Raw genomic sequence first — 21,307 nt, 5'->3', positions numbered from 1 at the left:
TCGGTGACGATTTCATCCTCAATATGTGCCGACTCCCCTTGACCTTGCACTGGTTTATAAATTATATATAGATACCAAGTATTGCAATGCAATACTTTCGCCCGCGCCCGGCGGAAGCGGCCGCCCGGGCAACCCCAACGGCAAGAGAGGAAGACCATGAAACGCATCGCCCTGATCTGCCTTCTCGTCCTGGCCCTGCCCGCCGCGGCGCTGGCCGCCACGTCGGTGAAGATGAGCTACAACGGGCCGCCGGACGACAACGACAACGCCGTGCACTACTTCGCCACCCACTTCAAGGCCCTGGCGGAGGAGGCCACCGGCGGCGCGCTGGAGATCCAGCTCTTCCCCAACAGCCAACTGGGCAGCGAAGAGCAGCGCATGGAACAGACCATGAGCGACCCGGTCATCAACGTGGCCTCCTACGGCGGCATCGAGACCGTGCTGCCCGAGATGTTCGCCACCAACATCCCCTTCCTGTTCGACAGCTACAAGGCCGCGCACATCTTCTTCGATTCCAGCCCGTTCATGGACAAGATCCGCGCCACCATGCGCGAGCGCACGGGCATCGAGCTGCTGGCCGTGGTTGAAGAGGGCGGCTTCATCGCCTTCACCTGCAACCAGCCCATCCACTCGCCCGCCGACTTCAAGGGCCTGACCTTCCGGGCCATGGACGCCAGCCAGGTCGCCATGTACGAGGCCTTCGGCGCCGCGGGCACGCCCATTCCCTGGACCGAGGTCTACCTCGCCCTGAAGACCGGCGTGGCCCACGGCCAGATGAACCCCCCGACCTACATCATCATGGGCAGCCTCTACGAGGTCCAGAAGCACCTGACCCTGGCCAACGTGCAGTACTCCGACCAGTTCCTGCTCATCAACGCCGCCCTGCTCGACTCCCTGACCCCCGAGCAGCAGAAGGCCGTGCGCGAGGCCGCCCACAAGGCCAACGTCATGACCCGCGAGTTCGTCGAGTCCCAGGTGGACCAGCGCGTGGAGTTCCTGGCCTCCAAGGGCATGACCGTCTACACGCCCACCGCCGCCGAGATGGCCCGGTTCAAGGAACTCGGCAGCCCCTCCTACGTGAACTGGCTCAAGGCCCGCATCGACCAGACGTGGATCGACCAGGCCCTTGAAGAAGCCGCCAAGGCCAACGCCGAGGCCAAGTAACATGGGCCGCCTGGCCAAAACCTGCCAGACGGCTTCCGACGTGCTGGAGCGCCTCTGCCTCTTCGGGGCGGGGGCGCTCCTCGTGGTCAACCTGGCGGCGGTGATGCTCGGGGTCTTCTCGCGCTTTTTCCGCCCCCCGGTCTGGACCACCGACGTGGCCAAGATCACCCTGGTGTGGATGGTCATGCTCGCCGCCGCTCCGGCCCTCAAGCGCGGCGAGCACATGGCCATCACCATGCTGGCCGACCGGCTGCCCCCGGGCTGGCGGGCTCTGGTGATCGGGGTGCGCTACGCGGTGTTCGTCGGACTGCTGGTGCTCATGGCCGTGCTGGGCTTCCAGTACGCCGCCAAGATGCAGGCCCTGACCATCATGACCCTGGGCATCAAGAAAACCGTGCCGCTGCTGGCCGTGCCCGTGGGCATGGTGCTCATGCTGGTGGAGTTCGGCCTGGGGCTGTGCATTCCCCTGCCCGGCGCCGGAGCGGGCAAAAGCCAGGGAGGTACGTCATGAGCCTCGTGCTGCTCGCAGTGTTCTTCATCATGCTGCTCACGGGCCTGCCGCTGTTCACGGCCATGCTGGCCACGGCGCTGACGGGCTTCCTGCACGTGGGCGACCTCTCGCAACTGCGGCTCATGGTCCAGCAATTCTACGGCGGCATGGAGCCCTTTTCCCTGCTGGCCATCCCCTACTTCATCCTGGCCGGCGAACTGATGGGCTACGCGGGGCTCACGGCGCGGCTGCTGCGCTTCGCCGAAGCCCTGGTCGGCCACCTGCGCGGCGGCCTGGGCTACGTCACCGTGGTGGCCAGCGTCATTTTCGCCGGGGTCAACGGCTCGGCGGCGGCCGACGCCTCGGCCGTGGGTTCGATCATGATCCCGGCCATGAAAAAGGGCGGCTACCCCGGCTCCTACGCCGCCGGGCTCACGGCGGGCAGCTCGCTCATCGGGCCGATCATCCCCCCGAGCATCTTCATGATCCTGTTCGGGTCCATGACCAAGACCAACGTGGGCGCGCTATTCATGGCCGGAGTCGTTCCTGGGCTGCTTCTGGCCGGGGCGTTCATGGTCATGCACCGCATCAGCGCCGCCCGGCTGCGCCTGCCGCGGGTGAACACGCACTTCTCGGGCGCGGAGCTGCTGCGCGCCACGGGCGGAGCCACCACGGCCCTCATCGCCCCGGCCATCATCATCGGCGGCATCCTGTTCGGCTTCATGACGCCCACGGAGTCGGGCGCCGTGGCCAGCCTGTACGTGCTGCTGGTGGGCCTCGCGTGGACGCGCGAGCTGACCTGGACGGGCATCCTGCGCGCCCTGTCCAACACCGTGCGCCTGACCAGCGTGATCTTCGTGGTCATGGGCGCGGCGACCATCGTCGGCTGGATTCTGGCCGCCGAGCGCGTGCCGCAGACCCTGGCCCCGGTCATCCTCGAATTCGCCACCACGCCGACCATGGTCCTGCTGCTCATCAGCGCCATCATCTTCGTGGTCGGCATGTTCATGGAGGAAATCGCCGCGCTGGTGCTGCTGACGCCGGTCTTCGCGCCCCTGGCCGCCGCCGCGGGCATCGACCCGCTGCACTTCGGCATCGTGATGACGCTGAACATCACCATCGCGCTGATCACGCCGCCCATGGGCGCGTGCGTGTACATCGTCGCCTCGGTGGGCAACGTGTCTTTGGAAAAGATGTTCCGGCACATCTGGCCCTTCGTGCTGGTGGCCATGGCCTGCCTGCTGGCGCTGATCCTGGTGCCGTCCATCTCGCTGTGGCTGCCGCGCACCCTGGGCTACTAGCCCGCGCGGCCGCAACGCCAACCCGAACGAGGAGCACGATGTGATCATTCCCAAGGACGCGCCGGCCATCGCGCCCGCCCCGGCCCCCGAGTGGGCCCGGGTGCACCAGGTGCCCGTCCGCGAGTGCGGCCAGCCCCTGGTGCCCCTGTCCCTGGCGCCGGAGCGCATCCTGGTCCGCCCGGCCTACCATGTGGCGGGCATCCCCGGCGCCCTGCCCGAGTGCCACGCGCGCGAGGAGGTCCAGAAGCGGCTGTGGGCCGCCCAGGCCCTGCTGCCGCCCTTCCTGCGGCTGGTGATTCTCGACGCCTGGCGCGGCGTGCGCGTGCAGACCGCGCTGTACGACCAGTGCCGCGCGGCCCTGGCCCGGGCCCACCCGGGCGCGGACGCCGCCGCGCTGGACGAGATGACCGGGCGCTTCGTGGCCCTGCCCAGCGTGGAGCCCGGGCGGCCCTCGCCCCACGTCACGGGCGGCGCCGTGGACCTGACCCTGGCCACCGTGGCCGGTGCGCCGCTGTGGTTCGGCGCGGCGTTCGACTTCCCGGGGCCCGTGTCCTTCACGCGGCACTTCGAGGAGCGCCTGGACGCCGGGGAAACCCTGGACGACCGCGGGCGCACGGCCCTGGAAAACCGCCGCCTGCTGCACCATGTCATGACCCAGGCCGGATTCGTGAACTATCACGCCGAGTGGTGGCACTTCGAATACGGCACCCAGCGCTGGGCCCTGCTGACAGGGCAGGCCGAGGCCCGCTACGGCGTGGCCGCGCCGGACCTCAACCCCTTCGCAACCCTGGCCGAGGGCGCGCCCGTCCCCTGAACCGAACCGGACGGAGGCGGGCCGGATCCCCCTCGCAACTGACAAGGCCGGGGGCGGACATGTGTCCGCCCCCGGCCTCCGTTTGCGCGCCGGAGCGTCGGCTCCGGGGCGCGGCTCCGGGTTTCAGCCTAGCCGCACTTGGTGTAGCCGCATTCGGAGCAGATGAAGCAGCCCTCCTGGAAGAGCAGCTCCTTGCCGCACTCGGGGCAGCTCGGGGCGACCAGATCGTTGCCCGCGCCCGCGCGGGGCTCGGGCGTGGCCCCGCCCATGTAACGCTGCTCGAAGACCCAGGCGATGGCGTCGGGGATGGACATAATCATGCCCTTCTTGCGGAACACGGGGTGCTCGCCGCCGATGCCCTTGAGCTGGCCCACGATCTCGCGCACCGCGACCCCCGAGCGCAGCGCCAGGGACACCAGCCGCCCGATGGCCTCGGCCTTGGCCGTGATGGAGCGGCCCGACTTGCCGATGGTCGCGAACACCTCGAAAGGCTTGCCGTCCACCTCGTTGACCGTCAGGTACATCGTGCCCAGGCCGGTTTCGATCTTCTGGGTGAAGCCGTAGATCACGTCGGGGCGGCTGCGGACGACCTTGCCGTTGCCCCCGGCCTTGGCCTCCTGGGCCTGGGCGCCGTCGCCGGTGCACAGCACCTGGGCGGCCTTGCAGCCGTCGCGGTACACGGTCACGCCCTTGCAGCCCGTTTCGTAGGCCATCCAGTAGATGTCGAAAATGTCCTGCTGGGTGGCCGTGCCCGGGAGGTTCACGGTCTTGGACACGGCGTTGTCCGTGTGGCGCTGGAAGGCGGCCTGCATCTTGAGGTGCCACTGCGGGGCGATTTCCATGGCCGTGACGAACACCCGGCGCAGGGCCTCGGGCAGGTGCTCGATCTGCCCCACGCGGCCCGTGCGGGCCACCTCGTCCATCAGCGTTTCGGACCAGGCCCCCGCGTCCTTCAGGGCCTGCTCGAAATAGGGGTTGGACTCGACGAGCTTCTCGCCGTCCATGACGTGGCGCGAGAAGGACAGGGCGAACAGCGGCTCCACGCCCGAGGAGCAGCCCGCGATGATCGACAGGGTGCCCGTGGGGGCGATGGTCGTGGTGGTGGCGTTGCGGTAGGGCCCCAGGTTGCGCTGGCCGTAGGTGGATGTTTTCCAGGCCGGGAAGGATCCGCGCTCCTTGGCGAGCTGCTTGGAAGCCGCCTTGGACTCGTCGTTGATGAACTTCATCAGCCGCTCGGCCAGGGTCAGGGCCTCCTGGGAGTCGTACGGCACGCCCAGGCGGAAGAGCAGGTCCGCGAAGCCCATGACGCCCAGGCCGATCTTGCGGTTCCTGTGGACCGTCTCGGTAATCAGCTCCAGGGGATAGCGGCTGGCGTCGATGACGTTGTCCAGGAAGCGCACGGCCAGGTGCGTCGTGCGGCGCAGTTCCTTCCAGTCCACGTCGTGGTCCTGCCCCGGGGCGTACATCAGGGCCAGGTTGATGGACCCCAGGTTGCAGGCCTCGTAGGGCAGAAGCGGCTGCTCGCCGCAGGGGTTGGTGGACTCGATCTCGCCCTGGTCCGGCGTGGGGTTGTCGCGGTTGATGCGGTCCAGGAAGATGATGCCGGGGTCGCCGGATTCCCAGGCCTTTTGCACCAGCAGGTTGAAGACCTCGCGGGCGGGCAGGCGTTTCTTGACCTCGCGGGTGTGCGGGGCCACGAGGTCGTACTCCTCGTCCTTTTCCACGGCCTGCATGAAGCGCTCGGTCAACGCAACGGAAAGGTTGAAATTGTTCAGCTCGCCGTCGCGTTCCTTGGCGCGGATGAAGTCGATGATGTCGGGATGGTCCACGCGCAGGATGCCCATGTTGGCGCCGCGCCGGGTGCCGCCCTGCTTTACCTGCTCGGTGGCGGTGTTGAAGATGCGCAAAAAGGAGATGGGCCCCGAGGCCACGCCGCCCGTGGAGCCGACCCGCGCCGCGTGGGGCCGCAGGCGCGAGAAGGAAAAGCCCGTGCCGCCGCCGGACTTGTGGATCATGGCGGCGTTCTTCACGGCGTCGAAGATCTCCTCCATGGAGTCGCCCACGGGCAGCACGAAGCAGGCCGCAAGCTGACCCAGGCCCGTGCCCGCGTTCATCAGCGTGGGCGAGTTGGGCAGGAACTTGAACTCCGTCATCAGGTCGAAGAACTCGCGGGCCAGTTTCTCCACGCCGATGGTGGACTTTTCGTACTTGGTCTCCTCCTGGGCGATGGCGGCGGCCACGCGCCAGAACATGGTGGTCGCGTTCTCGGTGGGGTTGCCGTCGCCGTCCTTGCGGTAATAGCGCTTGCGCAGCACGGTCTCGGCGTTCTTGTTGACCTTGACCTGCATGAGCGTGGGGGGCATGTCGGGGTTGAACATTCCTGGAAAGTCCTTCTCTGTAAGGTGTCAATATATATTGAAAAAAGATAGCCCTCCGCACCAATGGCGCCGGGGCCGACGATTGGCAGAGGCTACCGTAACCACCGTGTAAAATCCAGCGGGCATGTTGGGGGAGCGGCCTGGGCGGCACGGAAACCCAGGCTATGCAAGGCGAAAAAAATTGCCGCCCGGGCAATTCCCACCCCGGGGGTGGGCAACCGGGGCGCGGGGGTGTATGCTCGGGGCAAAGCCTTTTCCTCACCATGAAACCCAAGGAGGCACATCATGGCCGTGAAAAAAATCCTCATGCTTGTCGGCGACTTCGTGGAAGACTACGAAGTCATGGTCCCCTTCCAGATGCTGACCATGGTCGGGCATCAGGTCCATGCCGTCTGCCCGGGCAAGAAGGCCGGGGAGCAGGTGGCCACGGCGATCCACGACTTCGAAGGCCATCAGACCTACTCCGAAAAACCCGGGCACAACTTCACCCTGACGGCGGACTTCGACGCCGTGGACCCGGCGGCCTACGACGCGCTGGTCATCCCGGGCGGGCGCGCGCCGGAGTACATCCGCCTGAACGCCAGGGTCATCGAGATCGTACGGGCCATGGCCGGGGCGGGCAAGCCCATCGCCGCCGTGTGCCACGGCCAACAGGTACTGGTTGCCGCCGACGTGCTGGCGGGCAAGTCCTGCACGGCCTATCCGGCAGTCCGGCCCGATGTGGAGCGCGCGGGCGGCACCTGGGTGGAGCCCAACGCCACGGCTTCCAACGCCGTGACGGACGGCGTGCTGGTCACCGGCCCGGCCTGGCCCGCGCACCCCGAATGGATGCGCGCGTTTCTCAAGGTTCTGGGCTCGACCATCGAGCCGTAGCCCCACGCGGAGCACGCACAAACACACGGCGGCCCGGGGATGCACATCCCCGGGCCGCCATGCGTCCTGCCTCCGGTTGCAAGCGGCATGGTCAGGGTGCATCCGGCGCGTCAGGGCCCATCCGGCCCATCCGGAAGGATGAAATCCACATCGGGAAACGGCGGCAGGGAGAACAGCCGCCGGGCCTCCATAAAGCCCTCGGGCCCCGGGTTGAGCACGATGTAAAAATGCAGATACGGACCGAAATTCGTATCATCCAAATCATCCCTCTCCTCCCTCATGATCCAGTCGCACTGGCCGTTGCCGTCGGCGTCCACCGCGGTCACGAACTCGTGCTCATCCCAAAGCCGCCCCTCGCGGCCAGGAACGCCCTTCCAGGTGGCAACAAGGCCCAATCCGTTGTCGCGGAGGGTGAACTGCAACGTTTTTGGCCAGAGCGGAGTCTCATAGCTGCTCCAGTCCTGCTGGAATTCCGCAAAAGTAACCAGCGACCCTTCCATATCCTGCGTAAACAGCTCGCCTTCCGCAGTCAGATTCGTCACCAGGCTGGCCTCCATGCGCTCGAACAACTCCTGGCCCAGGTTGGCAGGCCGGTAGCACGGCTGCGGCGCCGGGGCCACGCGGTGCAGGAAGTCCACCAGATCGCATGGAAGATATTCATTCTGGGATCTGCCCCAGTAGCGAACGCCCATCCAGGCAACCGATGCCTCCGGCAGGCGCCGCCGGAGGTCCAGATATTGGCGGCAGGTATAGGCGTTATGGCCGGTGGAGAATGTGAAAGTATTCCGGAACTTCTGCATGAACGCCACGTAATCGGCCTCGGACTCCAAAGCCCGGGCCACCTCCGGCGGCATCTGCGCCCGGGCCGCCCCGGGCAGGAGCGCAAGGAGCAGCAGGGCCAGCAGCAACGAAACAAAGGCCGGGGCAACGCGAGGCATGTGAATCTCCTGAGATGGATTTCGCGGATGCTCGGGCATGGTCAGGGCCCGTCCGGCCCATCCGGAAGGATGAAATCCACAGCGGGAAACGGCGGCAGGGAGAACAGCCGCCGGGCCTCCATAAAGCCCTCGGGCCCCGGGTTGAGCACGATGTAGAAACTCAAAAACGGACCGAAATTCATATCGTCCAGGTTATCCTCCTCCTCCCTCATAATCCAGTCGCACTGGCCGTTGCCGTCGGCGTCCACCGCGGTCACGAACTCGTGTTCATCCCAAAGCCGCCCCTCGCGGCCAGGAACGCCCTTCCAGGTGGCAACAAGGCCCAATCCGTTGTCGCGGAGGGTGAACTGCAACGTTTTTGGCCAGAGCGGAGTCTCATAGCTGCTCCAGTCCTGCTGGAATTCCGCAAAAGTAACCAGCGACCCTTCCATATCCTGCGTAAACAGCTCGCCTTCCGCAGTCAGATTCGTCACCAGGCTGGCCTCCATGCGCTCGAACAACTCCTGGCCCAGGTTGGCAGGCCGGTAGCACGGCTGCGGCGCCGGGGCCACGCGGTGCAGGAAGTCCACCAGATCGCATGGAAGATATTCATTCTGGGATCTGCCCCAGTAGCGAACGCCCATCCAGGCAACCGATGCCTCCGGCAGGCGCCGCCGGAGGTCCAGATATTGGCGGCAGGTATAGGCGTTATGGCCGGTGGAGAATGTGAAAGTATTCCGGAACTTCTGCATGAACGCCACGTAATCGGCCTCGGATTCCAAAGCCCGGGCCACCTCCGGCGGCATCTGCGCCCGGGCCGCCCCGGGCAGGAGCGCAAGGAGCAGCAGGGCAGAAGACAACACAAGAAGCCGCCTTATGAAAATTCCGTAACACATATCCCCTCCTCAAAATTTCTTGCGTGCGGACTGGCTCCTGCCCCGCTTCTGCCACCTTATCTGCCTATCCAAAGGCCATTCTTTTGCAACTGTTCCTTTAAATATCGCCCCTCTGATCTTCTCCTGGGCAAAGGCGCTTTCCAGTTTCCTTCGAGCAACTCATTGGCTGCCGCCTGGTAATCTCCGGAAGCGATTGCCCGCATTGTTATTTTAGGCGTAACAAACGCATCTTCCCCCATATTCATGGTCATGCTGTACACGACCGTCTGCACATACGGAGGGAGTTCTTCAAATTTCACCCTCTGCGTATTGTGCGGCGAGGAGGCAAAGCCATCCCGCGCCCTTTGGGTGGTTCTGGCGTGCAATGCCTCGGCCAAAATTGCTTCTTCCTCGTCGGTCAGGACGATCTTGTTCTTCGCAACGAACTCGATGGCCGCGTTGCCCTTGACGCCCAAACCTGGCACCAATTTCTGATGCAAGGCTTCTGGCAAACGATATTTACGCAAATCCTGCTCATTGTGCTGCCCCAGGTCAAGACCTCTGCCAATGGTTACGCCACTCTGGCCGATCACCACCTTCTTTTTATCTTTCCCCCTCTTGGACGGCACCCCGGACGTTTTGCCGCCGCCCTCCAATGCGTCCACAGCCCCCAGATCGATGGACGTGCCTTCCTGCCATTTGGCCCAGTGGCGCCGGGCCTCGGTGACTTGTCTAGCGGTTTCGGCCCGGGCGTCCTCCCCGGGTCGGGCGGCGTTGTGGTCGCCTCCGGGCGCGGCGGGCCGGGCCGGGGCCGGGGTACCCTGGCGCGAGGCAGCGGTGCCCCCCGGGGCTTCGCTCCCGGAACCGCCGGAGCCGCCGGAAGCCGCCTCCGTGCCCTTTTCCGTGGCCTGCTGCGGCTGCGCGGCGGCTTCGGAGCCGGAAGCGTCCTGGCCCCCGCCGCCCCCTACCAGTCTGTTGAAAAATTCCTTTTCCGCAGGCCGTTCAAAAAATGTGAGATGCAAGGAAGCGAAAAAATCCAGGACGCGCAGTGTATTGCACATACATAAGCGGTCTGGATTTTTTCGCTGACGCCGCAGATTGCATTTTTTCAACGGCCTGCTACGGCGATGTTCCGGCTCAGGGCGGCCCCCTTGTCCCGCTCCGGGCCCTCGCCCTGCTCCGCAGCCAGCATTCCGGCCAAGCCCCTGCCCCCGTCCGGGCCGCCAAGAATCGTTCCGGCCCCGGGCCCGAGCGGGGCCGCCCCCTCGCGCGCGGCCACGAGGCCGCCGCTTCCCGCCGCCTGCGCGGACGCGGGCGGCGCCGGACTCTCGTCGAACAGGGCCGCGAACCACTCCCGGGAACCGTATGCCCGACCCTCCGCCGCCCTGCGATTGCGCGCCTCGCGCGCATCCGCCGCCTGGAACACCTGGGCAAAGAACTGCTCCGTCTCCTTCCTGCTGTCCCGTCCGAACATGCCGTGCCTCCTCTGCGGTGTTAAACGCCTTATCTAATAAGTTAGATACAAAAAATAATATTGTTATCACCCTATAAATTTTTAATTATTTTTATGTCGCCCAAATAGCACTCTGTGCTTGATAGGCTTTTTTAGCCTATGCGTCAAGCGGGGAGACCAAAAAACATGCACGTCCCGGCGAAGACGGCGCGGGGCGGAGCGAGGCGGGGTCGGTGGGCCTGCCGCACTGACGTGGTCGTGCCGCAAGGTTCCGGGGCCTGACAGGTTCCGGGGAAGGGGAAGCCGAAGGGGAAAGGAATCCGGCGGGGCGCCCGGCGACGCCCTGGACGGCGACGCGGCGGCGCTCTGGGTGGCGGCGCGGCAGCCGGTGGCCGGGGGCGCGCGCCCCGGCCACCGGCCACCGGCGGGCTACTTGATGCCCGCGCGCATGAAGCTCTGCACGAACTGGCGCTGGAAGAGCAGGAAGGCCAGCAGCAGCGGGGCCACGGCGATGAGCGTGCCCGCCGAGATGATCGGGAAATGGACCCCCGACTCCGGGGCGCCGAAGATGGCCAGCCCCACGGTGAGCGGACGGGTGGTCACGGAGTTGGTGATGACGATGGGCCACAGGAAGTTGTTCCAGTGGTAGGACACCGACACCAGTCCGTAGGCCAGATAGGTCGGCCGCCCCAGAGGGATGTAGACCTTGGTCAGCACCTGCAGGCGGCTGGCGCCCTCCACCAGGGCGGCCTCCTCCAGTTCCACGGGCACCTGCTTGAAGGTCTGGCGCAGCAGAAAGATGCCGAAGGCCGAGGCCACGTAGGGCAGGGAGATGCCCGCGATGGTGTCCACCAGCCCCAGGGCGCTCATGATCTGGTAGTTCTCCACGATGAGCTGGTCGGGCATGATCATGAGCTGGACCAGGACGAGCATGAAGACCACATCGCGCCCCGGAAAGCGAAACCGCGCGAAGGCATAGGCCGCCAGGGTGCAGAGCACGAACTGCCCGACCAGGGTGAACAGGGTGTAGAGCAGGGTGTTCAGGTAGTAGCGCGCAAAGGGCGCCGTGGCCCATGCCTGGGCGAAGTTGTCCAGGGTCAGGGGCGCGGTGGGGTCCAGGCGCGTCAGGTACTCCTGGCCGTGGAACGCGGCCCACAGGGCGAACAGCAGCGGCCCGGCCCACAGCAGGGCCAGGGTCCAGCAGGCCAGGGTTTCAAGGCAGCGGGTGATGCGGTCGTTCATGGTCGCCTACCTGTAATGCGCCCGGCGTTCGAGATACAGGAACTGCGCCAGGGCCGTCAGGGCCAGCAGCCCCAGCAGGACCACGGTCAGCGTGCTGGCGTAGGCCGTGTCCCAGTAGGCGAAAGCCGTTTCGTAGATGTAGTACAGCAAGAGCGATGAGGCGTTGTCCGGGCCGCCCTTGGTCATGATGAACAGGTGGTCCACCAGCTTGAAGCAGTTGATGGTCGCGTTGAGCAGCACGAAGATGGTCGTGGGCATGAGCAGGGGCCAGGTGATGCGCCGGAAGCAGTACCAGCGCCCGGCGCCCTCGATGCGCGCGGCCTCGGTCAGGTCCGGCGGCACGCCCTGGAGCGCCGCGAGGTAGAAGATCATGAAGAACCCGGCCTCCTTCCACACGGCCATCACCGCCAGACACCACAGCACCGTGGACGGGTCGCCCAGCCAGTTCACGCCGTGGATGCCGAAGGGCGCCAGCAGTTTTTCGAGGATGCCCACCTGCGGGGTGTAGAAGAACAGCCAGATGTTGGCCACGGCGACCATGGGCAGCACCGTGGGCGTGAAAAAGCTCGTGCGCGCCAGGGCCCGGCCCGGCAGCGTGCCGTTGACCCACACGGCCATGAGCAGCGCGAGCCCCACGCTGGCCGGAATGGTGCCCAGGGCGAACAGGAAGTTGTTGCCCAGCACGCGCAGGAAGATGTCGTCGTGCAGCAGGGCCTGATAGTTCTCCAGCCCCACGAAGCGCGCCGGAATCCTGCCGCGCGGGGTGCTGAAGAAGCTGTTGTAGATGGTGCGCACGATGGGATAGTGCGTGAAGGCCACCAGCAGCACCGCCGAGGGCAGCAGCAGCAACCAGCCGTAGAGCCACTGCGGCGTCCTGGCGATGCGACGGACGGGAGCCGCCGGGGCCGGAGGCGTCGAAACGGAAGAAGGGGTCGTAGCTGTCATGGGCGCCTGGAATGGGGCGGAGCGGCCAACGCCGCCCCGCCCCGGGTTGCATCGTTAGCGGTAGGCCTTGAGCACGCGCTCGGCGCCCTTCTGGGCCTCGGCCAGGGCCTGGGCGGGCTCCTTCTGGCCGGTCAGCACGGCCTGGATGGCGTCGTCCAGGAACTTCTTCACCCGCGCGGTTTCGTGGGTCGAGAACTCGGCGGTGGCGTACTGGAACTGGTCGCGCGCCACGGCCGCCGGGGGGAACTCGGCCACGTACTTGCGCAGGGCCTCGGTCTCGTAGGCGTCGGGCCGGGTGGCCACGTATCCGGTTTCGCTGGACCAGGCGGCGGTGCGCTCGGGAGCGGTCATCCACTTGATGAAGGTCAGGGCCGCCTGACGCTCCTCGGGCGTGGCCTGCTTGAAGACGTAGAAGTTGCCGCCGCCGGTGGGGCTGCCGCGACGCTTGGAGGCGGGCAGCATGGCCACGCCGAAGTCGAAGGACGCACCCGAGCGCACCGGGGTCAGGTTGCCCGTGGTGTGCCACATCATGGCCGTGGCACCCTCCAGGAACTTCTGGCGCAGGGTGCCCCAGTCGATGGTGCCTTCGGCCATGACATGGTGCTTCACGCCCAGGTCGCGCCAGAACTGCAACGCCTCCACGCAGGCCGGGGCGTCGAACATGGTCGTGTCGCCCTTGCCGTTCATCAGCTCCTGGCCGTTTTGCATGGCCAGGGCGCCGAACATCCAGTAGGGGTAGCCCGTGGAGGGGATGCTCACGCCCCAGCGCACGACATTGCCCGAGGCGTCGCGCTTGGTCAGCTTCCTGCCCATCTCGACCATCTCGTCCCAGGTGGCCGGCGGGGTTTCGGGGTCCAGCCCCGCCTCGCGGAAGGCGTCCTTGTTGTAATACATGACGATGGTCGAGCGCTGGAAGGGGATGCCGTAGGTCTTGCCGTCCACCACGCCGTTCTGCATCAGCGCCGGGTAGAAGGAACCCAGCCAGGCGCGGTCCTCATCGGTGCCGACCAGTTCGTCGAAGGGCACCACCACGTCCTCGTCCATGAGGTCGAACACGTCGATGGAAAACAGCACCGAAAGCTGCACGGGCTCGCCCGCCTTGAGGGCCGCCAGGGCCTTGACGCGCGTGTCGTCGTAGTTGCCCGCGTACACGGCCTTGACCTTGATGCCGGGGTTCTCGGCCTGGAACCGGGCGATCATGCCGTCCACGATGCCGGTGATGGGGCCGCCCACGGCCACGGGGTAATACATGGTCAGCTCGATGTCCTTGGCCCGGGACAGGCCGGGCAGGCACAGGGCCGCGACCAGGAGGGCCAGGGCCCCCAGGGCCGCTTTGCGGAATACGGATTTCATGATACTGCTCCTTGCATGTTGCGGTGTGCTTCCTGCGTGAAGAGACCGTCCACGCGCCCGGCGGAGCCCCCCGCCGGGCGCGTTTTTTCCTCTGCCGCCCGCGGGGTCAGGCCCCGCAGGAAATGTCGTCGCGCCGCCTGCCGCTGGCGGCGTCGAAAAAGTGCAGCGCCTGCGGCGGCAGCACCAGCCCCACCCCGTCGCCCGCGGCCACGTCGCGCTTGCCCGGCAGGCGCACCAGCACCTCGCCGCCCGCCAGGGCGCAGCGCGCCAGCAGGTCCGCCCCCAGGAACTCCGTGTCCACCACCCGCGCGGGCAGGCCGCCCGGGGCCAGGGTGATGTCCTCGGGGCGCACGCCGAGCAGCACGCCCCTGCCCGGCACCCCGGGCAGCACCGCCGCGCCCCCCGGCTCCAGGGCCGCGCCGCCTCCGGCCTCGTACAGCGGCACGAGGTTCATGGGCGGGGTGCCGATGAAGCGCGCGGCGAACACCGTGTCCGGGCGCGAATACAGCTCGGCCGGAGTGGCGTGCTGCACCAGCCGCCCGCCGTCGAGCAGCGCCACCCGGTCGGCCATGGTCATGGCCTCCACCTGATCGTGGGTCACGTAGATCATGGTGATGCCCAGGGTGCGTTGCAGGGAATGGATCTCGCGGCGCATGGAGTTGCGCAGCTTGGCGTCGAGGTTGGAGAGCGGCTCGTCCATGAGGCACACGGGCTTCTTGGAGACGATGGCCCGCCCCAGGGCCACGCGCTGCTGCTGGCCGCCGGAAAGCTCCGAGGGCTTGCGGTCGAGCAGTTCGCCCAGGCCCAGCAGGCGCGAGGCCGTTTCCAGCCGCTCGGCGATCTCGGCGGCGCCGCGCTTGCGCAGCCGCAGGCCGAAGACGATGTTCTCGCGCACCGGCAGATGCGGGAACAGCGCGTAGGACTGGAAGACCATGGACAGCCGCCGGTCGGCCGGGGGCAGGGTCGTGATGTCCGCCCCGCCCATGACCATGGTGCCCGAGGTCACGGCCTCCAACCCGGCCACCAGCCGCAACAGGGTGGACTTGCCGCAGCCCGAGGGGCCGAGGATGACCAGGAACTCGCCCGGGGCGATGTCCAGGGACACGTCGTCCACGGCGGTGAACTCGCCGAAACGCTTGGTGATGTTTTGCAGGCTGATGCCGACGCCCCGGATTTCGGGGGCGGCGGAGGCGGGGGAAGAGTCGCTCATGCGGTGGGTTCCTCGGTGTTTCCTTGGTCCAGCAGGGCGGCGGCGGTCTGCTCGTCGGTGGCCAGCACGGTCAGGTACCGGCCCAGGAGCACGGCGCGCAGGATGGCCGTCTTCTGCATGCCGCCCGAAGCGGCGATGATGATGGGGATGGCCCGCAGGCGGTCCAGGGACGGGCCGGTGAAGCAGCGGTTCAGCGGATGGTCCACCGGATTGCCCGCCGCATCCAGGAAGTGGCCGAACAGTTCGCCCACGGCTCCGGCCTCCAGCAGGGAATGCCACTCTTCGTGGCTCAGGGCGCCCAGGGCCACGTTGGTGGAGCGCGCCGTCAGGTCGCCCACGCCCACCAGGGCCATGTCCACCTCCGCCGCGCGCTCGTAGACGCGGGTGAACATGGGCTGGCCGACCAGGGTGGCGCGGGTGGCCGGGGAGTCGGCATACATGGGCGCGGCGATGTAGTAGCACTGCGCGGCGCCCAGCCTGCGGGCGTAGCGCGAGGCCACGTCGTAGGGGTTGGTGGTGTGGCTGTGGGGCAGGCCGCCGAAGAGGGAGACCACGGCGATGTCGCCCTGGGGGCGGCGGGGCAGCGCGCCCACGCTGGCACTCAGGGTCTTGCCCCAGCCCAGGCCCAGGGACTGGCCGTCGCGCAGCCGCTCGCCGACCCAGGCCGCGGCGGCCTCGCCCACGGCCTGATAGAGCTGGCGCTCGCGGGCCGGAGTGGGCACCACCATGGCCCGGGCCAGGCCGAAAGCCTCCTGCAACCGCCACTCCAGCTCCACGCACGAGGCCAGCGGGGAGCTGATGGTGATCTGCACGAGTCCCGTTTCGCGGGCGTCCTGAAGCAGGCGGTTGACCCGGGCCCGGGTCAGCCCGTAGTGCTCGGCGATGCCGGCCTGGGTCTGCCCTTCCTTGTAATAGGCCCAGGCGATGCGCGCCTGAAGGTCCCCCAGTCTGTCCGTATCGTCGCCCATGGCCCCCCACACGTGACTTGTGTCACTTTTTTGCGGCAACTGTACAGGATTCTGGAGACCACGCAAGGGGCAAACGCCCCCCCGGGCCCGACGACACACGATTGCCACCTGCCCGTAAAATCCCTGTAAATCAAAGTCCGGCGGCACCCCTTCGCTCCGGTCGGCCGCTGCATCCGCTGTGGACTATTGTACTTTCAGGTGACATTTGTTCCAGCGCCGACACACTCCGGGACGCAACGAAACGGGCCGGAGGCTTCCGCCCCCGGCCCGTGGTTCCGGCGTCCTGCGATGTGCGGCCTAATTCCCGCGAATCTCGTGGTAGCCGTCGATGAGGTCGTCGATGACCGTGGCGTCGGCCAGGGTCGAGGTGTCGCCGAACTGGTCGAAGATGCCCGCCGCGATCTTGCGCAGCACGCGGCGCATGATCTTGCCCGACCGCGTCTTGGGCAGGCCCTCGGCGAACTGGATGACCTCCGGCGAGGCGATGGGCCCGATCTCCTTGCGCACCCAGGCCCGCAGCTCCGCCGCCAGTTCCGGCGAGTCCTCCACTCCGGCGGAGAGGGTCACGTAGGCGTAGATCGACTCGCCCTTGATGTCGTGGGGCATGCCGACCACGGCGGCCTCAGCCACCTTGGGGTGCGCCACCAGGGCCGACTCGATCTCGGCGGTGCCCATGCGGTGACCCGAGACGTTGATCACGTCGTCCAGCCGGCCCATGACCCAGAAGTAGCCGTCCTCGTCGCGCCGCGCGCCGTCGCCGGACTCGTACATGCCCGGGAAGCGCTCGAAGTACGTGGAGCGATAGCGCTCGGGGTTGCGGAAAACCCCGCGCAGCATCCCCGGCCACGGCTTGCGCACCACGAGGTTGCCGCCCGTGCCCGGGGGCACCTCGGCGCCTTCGGCGTCGACCACCGCGGCGTCCACCCCCGGCAGGGGCAGCGTGGCCGAGCCGGGCTTGAGGGGCGTCACGTAGGGCATGGCCGAGATGAGGATGCCGCCGGTCTCGGTCTGCCACCACGTGTCCACGATGGGCAGGCGGCTCTTGCCGATGTGCTCGTGGTACCACATCCAGGCCTCGGGGTTGATGGGCTCGCCCACCGAGCCCAGCACCCGCAGGCTGGACAGGTCGCGCCGGGTGGTCCAGTCCACGCCCTCGCGCATCAGCGCGCGGATGACCGTGGGCGCGGTGTAGAAGATGTTGACCTTGAACTTCTCGACCACCTGCCAGAAGCGGTCCGGCCCCGGATAGCTGGGCACGCCCTCGAACATCAGCGAGGTGCCGCCCAGGGCCAGGGGGCCGTAGACGATATAGCTGTGCCCCGTGACCCAGCCGATGTCCGCCGTGCACCAGTACACGTCGTCGTCGTGCAGGTCGAAGACGTACTGCATGGTCGAGGCCACGTAGGTCAGGTAGCCGCCGGTGGTGTGCATCACGCCCTTGGGCTTGCCCGTGGAGCCCGAGGTGTAGAGGATGAACAGCGGGTCCTCTGCGCCCATGGCCTCGGGGGCCACGGGGGCCTGCACGTCGGGCGCGGCCATTTCCTCGTGCCACCACACGTCGCGCCCTTCGGTCATGGGCACGGCGTTGCCCGCGCGGCGCACCACGACGCATTTGCCCACGCTGGGGCAGGCCGCGAGGGCCTCGTCCGCGTTGGGCTTGAGGGGGATGGTCCGCCCCGCGCGCAGCACGGCGTCCGCCGTGACCAGCACCTTGGCCTCGCAGTCCTGCACGCGGTTTTGCAGGCTCATGGCCGAGAATCCGGCAAAGACGATGGAGTGCATGGCCCCGATGCGCGCGCAGGCCAGCATGGCGATGGCCAGCTCGGGAATCATCGGCAGGTACAGCGACACGCAGTCGCCCCGGCGCACGCCGAGCTTCCTGAGCACGGCGGCGAAGCGGTTCACCTCGGTGTGCAGCATCTGGTAGGTATAGACGCGCACGTCGCCGTCGGGCTCGCCCTGCCAGATGATGGCCGCCTTGTTGCGCCGCCCGTTTTCCAGGTGGCGGTCCAGGCAGTTGTAGGCCACGTTCAGCGTGCCGTCGGCGAACCAGGCCACCTCGGGCTTGTGCAGGTCGCACTCCATGATCCGCGTGGGCTCGCGGAACCAGGAAACCAGCTCCCTGGTGCGCCGGGCCCAGAAGCCCTCGGGGTCGTCCATGGACTGGCGGTACAGCTCGCGGTACTGCTCCATGCTCCGGACGTGGGCCTGCTCCCGGTGCTCCGCCGGGGGCTGGAAAAGCCGCGTTTCGTGCATCACGCTTTCGATTCTCTCTTCGCTCATGACCTGACTCCTTTAGGCTCCTTTGGCTGCCTTGGTTGTCCTTGCGGCGGAGGGCGACCCCACCCCGGCGCGCGCCCCCCTGGCCGCGCGCCGTGTGGTCCTGCCCTCCCGGGTTACACGCTTCCCTAGGCGATGCAAATTCCAGCGGGCACTATTTTTTGGTAAACGGCATGATTTGGTGGTATGAACGGATGCGTGAAAAGAGGCACACGCCCGGCCTTGCCCGGCGCCCGTTTTTGGGTCAAAGGAACCCTGTGGGCCGCAGTCCCGGCCCGCGACGCATACGGCCCCAGCGCCCCGGAGCAGCCCCGTCCATGAACCTCGACAATTTCAACACCATGTTCCGGCCCAACTCGGTGGCCGTCATCGGCGCCACCGAGGAGCCCGGCCACCCCGGGGCCGTGCTCATGCGCAACATTCTGGCCAGCAAATTCATCGGCCCGGTCATTCCCGTCCACGAAACCCTCTCGTCCTGCTTCGGCCTGCCGGTCTACCGCGAAATCGACACCCTGCCCCTGACCCCCGACGTTGCGCTCATCTGCTCCGAGCCCGAAACCGTGCCCGACTACGTGCTCCAGCTCGGCAGGCGCGGCACGGCCGGGGCCGTGGTCATCGGCAACGGCTTCGCCGACCTGCCCGCCGACGTGCGCGCCATGCTCGAAGGCGCCATCCTTTCCGCCGCCCGGCGCACGGACCTGCGCATCCTCGGCCCGGAGAGCATCGGCTTCATCTCGCCCGCCACGGGCATCAACGCCAGCCTGGGGCACGCCGGCGCCGAAAACGGCCGGGTGGCCTTCATCACCGAGTCCGACTCGCTGTTCACCTCCGTGCTCGACTGGGCGGGCAGCCGCAACATCGGCTTTTCGCACTTCATTTCCCTGGGCCGCAAGCTCGACTTCGGCTTCGGCGACCTGCTCGACTGGCTGAACGCCGACCCCAACACCCGAGCGGTCATGCTCTACGTCGAGGAAATCGCCAACGCGCGCAAGTTCATGTCCGCCGCCAGGGCCACGGCGCGCAACAAGCCGCTGCTGGTCATCAAGGGCGGGCGCAGCCCCGAGGCCGCCGACCTGCTGGGCCGCTACTCCCGCCGCCCCCAGGGGCTGGACGCCGTGTACGACGCGGCCTTCCGCCGCTCGGGCATGCTGCGCGTGGGCGACATCGACTCGCTCTTCGACGCCGTGGAAACCATCGTGCGCTCCCGGCCCCTCAAGGGCGAACGCCTGGCCATCCTTTCCAACGGCCGCAGCCCCGGCATCCTGGTGCAGGACATGCTCGTGGGCGGCGGCGGCACCCTGGCCCGGCTGAACGAGGAAACGCGCACCGCCCTCATGGACCTGCTGGCGGGCGAGCCCGGCGGCCCGGCCAAGGCCTTCCTTGACGCCGAAAACCCCGTGAACATCACCGCCCACGCCAGCCCCGAGCGCTATGCCGAGGCACTGAAGATACTGCTCAAGGCCGAGGGCGTGGACGCCGTGCTCGTGCTCAACGTGCCCTCGCCCCTGGTGGACGGCCAGGACGTGGCCCGGGCCGTGGCCGGGGCCGCCCGGCGCGCCAAGCGCACCGTCCTGGCCTCGTGGATCGGCGGGGAGCACTCCCAGAAGGGCCGCGAAATCCTCAACGAGGCGGGCATCTCCACCTACTGGACCCCGGACAAGGCCGTGCGGGCCTTCCTGAACCTGGTGCATTACGGGCGCAACCAGGACATGCTCATGCAGACCCCGGCCTCCCTGCCCACGGAATTCATGCCCGACACCTCCACCGCGCGCATGGTCGTGGACAGCGCCCTGGAAGCGGGCCGCAGCACCCTGACCGTGCCCGAGGCCATGGACGTGCTGGACTGCTACGCCGTGCCCGTGGTCGAAACCCGGCTGTCGGGCAGCGCCGAGGCCGCCGTGGCCGCCGCCGCCGAGATGGGTTTCCCCGTGGCCCTCAAGGTCCTTTCGCCCGACTCCTTCTGCAAGACGCGCGCGGGCGGCGTGGCTCTGGACCTGGAGTCCCCCGAGGCCGTGCGCGAGGCCACCGCGGCCGTGGCCGAGCGCGTGGCCGAGGCGCACCCCGACTGCCGCGTGGCGGGCTACGTGGTCCAGCGCATGGGCCGCCGCCCCCGGGCCCGCGAGGTCTTCATCCGCGCGAGCACCGACCCCGTGTTCGGGCCCTACATCCACTTCGGCCAGGGCGGCGCGGACACCGAAATCCTGCGCGACGAGGCCATGGCCCTGCCGCCGCTGAACATGGCCCTGGCCCGCGAGCTCATCTCGCGCACCGCCGTCTCGCACCTGCTGGCCGAACACCACGGTCAGCCCGGCGCGGACCTCGACGCCCTGTGCCTGACCCTGGTCAAAGTCTCGCACATCATCATCGACCTGCCCGAGGTCCAGACCCTGGAAATCAACCCCCTGTTCGTGGACCAGGACGGCGTGCTGGCCCTGGACGCCCAGATCACCGTCGCCCCGGCCCAGGGCGAGCCCGGCGCGCGCCTGGCCATCCGGCCCTACCCGCGCGAACTCGAGGAATGCGTGGTGCTCAACGACGGCACCCGCGTGACCCTGCGGCCCATCCGCCCCGAAGACGAGCCCGCCCATTGGGAGTTCCTGTCCCGGCTGTCCATCGACGACATCCGCTACCGCTTCTTCGGGCTGGTGCGCGAGCTGCCGCGCTCGGAGATGATCCGCCTGACCCAGATCGACTACGACCGCGAAATGGCCTTCATCGCCACCGCCGAGAAGCCCGACGCCCCGGGACAGACCGAAACCCTCGGCGTGGTGCGCGGCATGACCAAGCCCGACAACTCCGCCACCGAGTTCGCCATCGTCGTGCGCTCGGACCTCAAGCGCAAGGGCCTGGGGCGCATCCTCATGGACAAGCTCATCCGCTATGCCCGCACCCGGGGCACCCGCTTCATGACCGGCGAGGCCCTGCTCGAAAACAAGGGCATGTCCACCCTGGCCGAGCGCCTGGGCTTCGAGGTCAAAAAGAACTACGACGACGATGTCTACCAGTTCCGCCTGCCCCTGAACCCCGAATGACGCCGCAAGGCC

The 21,307-nt window shown here is 67.5% G+C and carries 17 protein-coding genes; 6 read left to right on the top strand and 11 right to left on the bottom strand.

From position 1 onward, the window contains the following. Positions 1-156 precede the first annotated feature (156 nt). The 4 genes from ACZ5KV_RS09650 to ACZ5KV_RS09635 are packed head-to-tail and all read left to right on the top strand — an operon-like array spanning position 157 to position 3,769. On the top strand, positions 157-1,164 hold the full coding sequence (locus ACZ5KV_RS09650) for a TRAP transporter substrate-binding protein (RefSeq protein WP_464239096.1): 1,008 nt from the start codon (positions 157-159) through the stop codon (positions 1,162-1,164). Position 1,165: 1 nt separating this feature from the next. Then, entirely contained in the window at positions 1,166-1,675 is a 510-nt protein-coding gene (locus tag ACZ5KV_RS09645) for a TRAP transporter small permease (protein WP_464239095.1), read from the top strand. Continuing rightward, a complete protein-coding gene (locus tag ACZ5KV_RS09640; RefSeq protein WP_464239094.1) occupies positions 1,672-2,955 on the top strand; it encodes a TRAP transporter large permease in 1,284 nt (427 codons plus the stop codon). Before ACZ5KV_RS09645 ends, ACZ5KV_RS09640 begins: the two co-directional genes overlap by 4 nt. 40 nt (positions 2,956-2,995) lie before the next feature. After that, positions 2,996-3,769: a M15 family metallopeptidase gene (locus ACZ5KV_RS09635; RefSeq protein WP_464239093.1), complete on the top strand. Its 774-nt coding sequence runs from the start codon at positions 2,996-2,998 to the stop codon at positions 3,767-3,769. Between the two features lie 128 nt (positions 3,770-3,897). Here ACZ5KV_RS09635 and ACZ5KV_RS09630 read toward each other — a convergent pair whose 3' ends face one another. After that, positions 3,898-6,147, bottom strand: coding sequence for a vitamin B12-dependent ribonucleotide reductase (locus ACZ5KV_RS09630; protein WP_464239092.1), 2,250 nt, complete (start codon positions 6,145-6,147; stop codon positions 3,898-3,900). A 285-nt stretch (positions 6,148-6,432) separates the two neighbouring features. On the opposite strand from ACZ5KV_RS09630, the gene ACZ5KV_RS09625 reads away from it, so the two are divergent. Further along, a complete protein-coding gene (locus ACZ5KV_RS09625) occupies positions 6,433-7,020 on the top strand; it encodes a DJ-1/PfpI family protein (RefSeq protein ID WP_464239091.1) in 588 nt (195 codons plus the stop codon). A 110-nt stretch (positions 7,021-7,130) separates the two neighbouring features. Here the strand turns inward: ACZ5KV_RS09625 and ACZ5KV_RS09620 are convergent, their stop codons facing one another. The 10 genes from ACZ5KV_RS09620 to acs all read right to left on the bottom strand — a co-directional run bounded on the left by ACZ5KV_RS09620 (position 7,131) and on the right by acs (position 18,266). Beyond that, positions 7,131-7,958, bottom strand: coding sequence for a hypothetical protein (locus ACZ5KV_RS09620; protein WP_464239090.1), 828 nt, complete (start codon positions 7,956-7,958; stop codon positions 7,131-7,133). Positions 7,959-7,999: 41 nt separating this feature from the next. Further along, a complete protein-coding gene (locus ACZ5KV_RS09615) occupies positions 8,000-8,833 on the bottom strand; it encodes a hypothetical protein (protein WP_464239089.1) in 834 nt (277 codons plus the stop codon). A 56-nt stretch (positions 8,834-8,889) separates the two neighbouring features. Then, the gene (locus ACZ5KV_RS09610; RefSeq protein WP_464239088.1) at positions 8,890-9,873 is read right to left on the bottom strand and encodes a pesticin C-terminus-like muramidase; all 984 of its coding nucleotides are present in this window, start codon (positions 9,871-9,873) and stop codon (positions 8,890-8,892) included. Positions 9,874-9,920: 47 nt separating this feature from the next. Beyond that, entirely contained in the window at positions 9,921-10,286 is a 366-nt protein-coding gene (locus tag ACZ5KV_RS09605) for a hypothetical protein (RefSeq protein WP_464239087.1), read from the bottom strand. Positions 10,287-10,694: 408 nt separating this feature from the next. Next, positions 10,695-11,507: a carbohydrate ABC transporter permease gene (locus ACZ5KV_RS09600; protein ID WP_464239086.1), complete on the bottom strand. Its 813-nt coding sequence runs from the start codon at positions 11,505-11,507 to the stop codon at positions 10,695-10,697. 6 nt (positions 11,508-11,513) lie between these two features. Then, positions 11,514-12,452, bottom strand: coding sequence for a carbohydrate ABC transporter permease (locus ACZ5KV_RS09595; protein ID WP_464239085.1), 939 nt, complete (start codon positions 12,450-12,452; stop codon positions 11,514-11,516). A 54-nt stretch (positions 12,453-12,506) separates the two neighbouring features. Beyond that, entirely contained in the window at positions 12,507-13,805 is a 1,299-nt protein-coding gene (locus ACZ5KV_RS09590) for an ABC transporter substrate-binding protein (protein WP_464239084.1), read from the bottom strand. A gap of 106 nt (positions 13,806-13,911) precedes the next feature. Continuing rightward, positions 13,912-15,015: an ABC transporter ATP-binding protein gene (locus ACZ5KV_RS09585; protein WP_464239083.1), complete on the bottom strand. Its 1,104-nt coding sequence runs from the start codon at positions 15,013-15,015 to the stop codon at positions 13,912-13,914. Next, positions 15,012-15,983 carry a sugar-binding transcriptional regulator gene (locus ACZ5KV_RS09580; RefSeq protein ID WP_464239082.1) on the bottom strand — a complete coding sequence of 324 codons (972 nt, stop codon included), beginning with the start codon at positions 15,981-15,983 and terminating at the stop codon, positions 15,012-15,014. Before ACZ5KV_RS09580 ends, ACZ5KV_RS09585 begins: the two co-directional genes overlap by 4 nt. 297 nt (positions 15,984-16,280) lie before the next feature. Beyond that, entirely contained in the window at positions 16,281-18,266 is a 1,986-nt protein-coding gene (acs, locus tag ACZ5KV_RS09575) for an acetate--CoA ligase (RefSeq protein ID WP_464239081.1), read from the bottom strand. A 314-nt stretch (positions 18,267-18,580) separates the two neighbouring features. On the opposite strand from acs, the gene ACZ5KV_RS09570 reads away from it, so the two are divergent. After that, positions 18,581-21,295 carry a bifunctional acetate--CoA ligase family protein/GNAT family N-acetyltransferase gene (locus ACZ5KV_RS09570; RefSeq protein ID WP_464239080.1) on the top strand — a complete coding sequence of 905 codons (2,715 nt, stop codon included), beginning with the start codon at positions 18,581-18,583 and terminating at the stop codon, positions 21,293-21,295. Positions 21,296-21,307: the final 12 nt, after the last annotated feature.

This window comes from Desulfocurvus thunnarius, assembly GCF_055390965.1.
The sequence above is the reverse complement of the archived record's forward strand: the minus strand, read 5'-3'. Positions and strand labels throughout refer to the sequence as shown.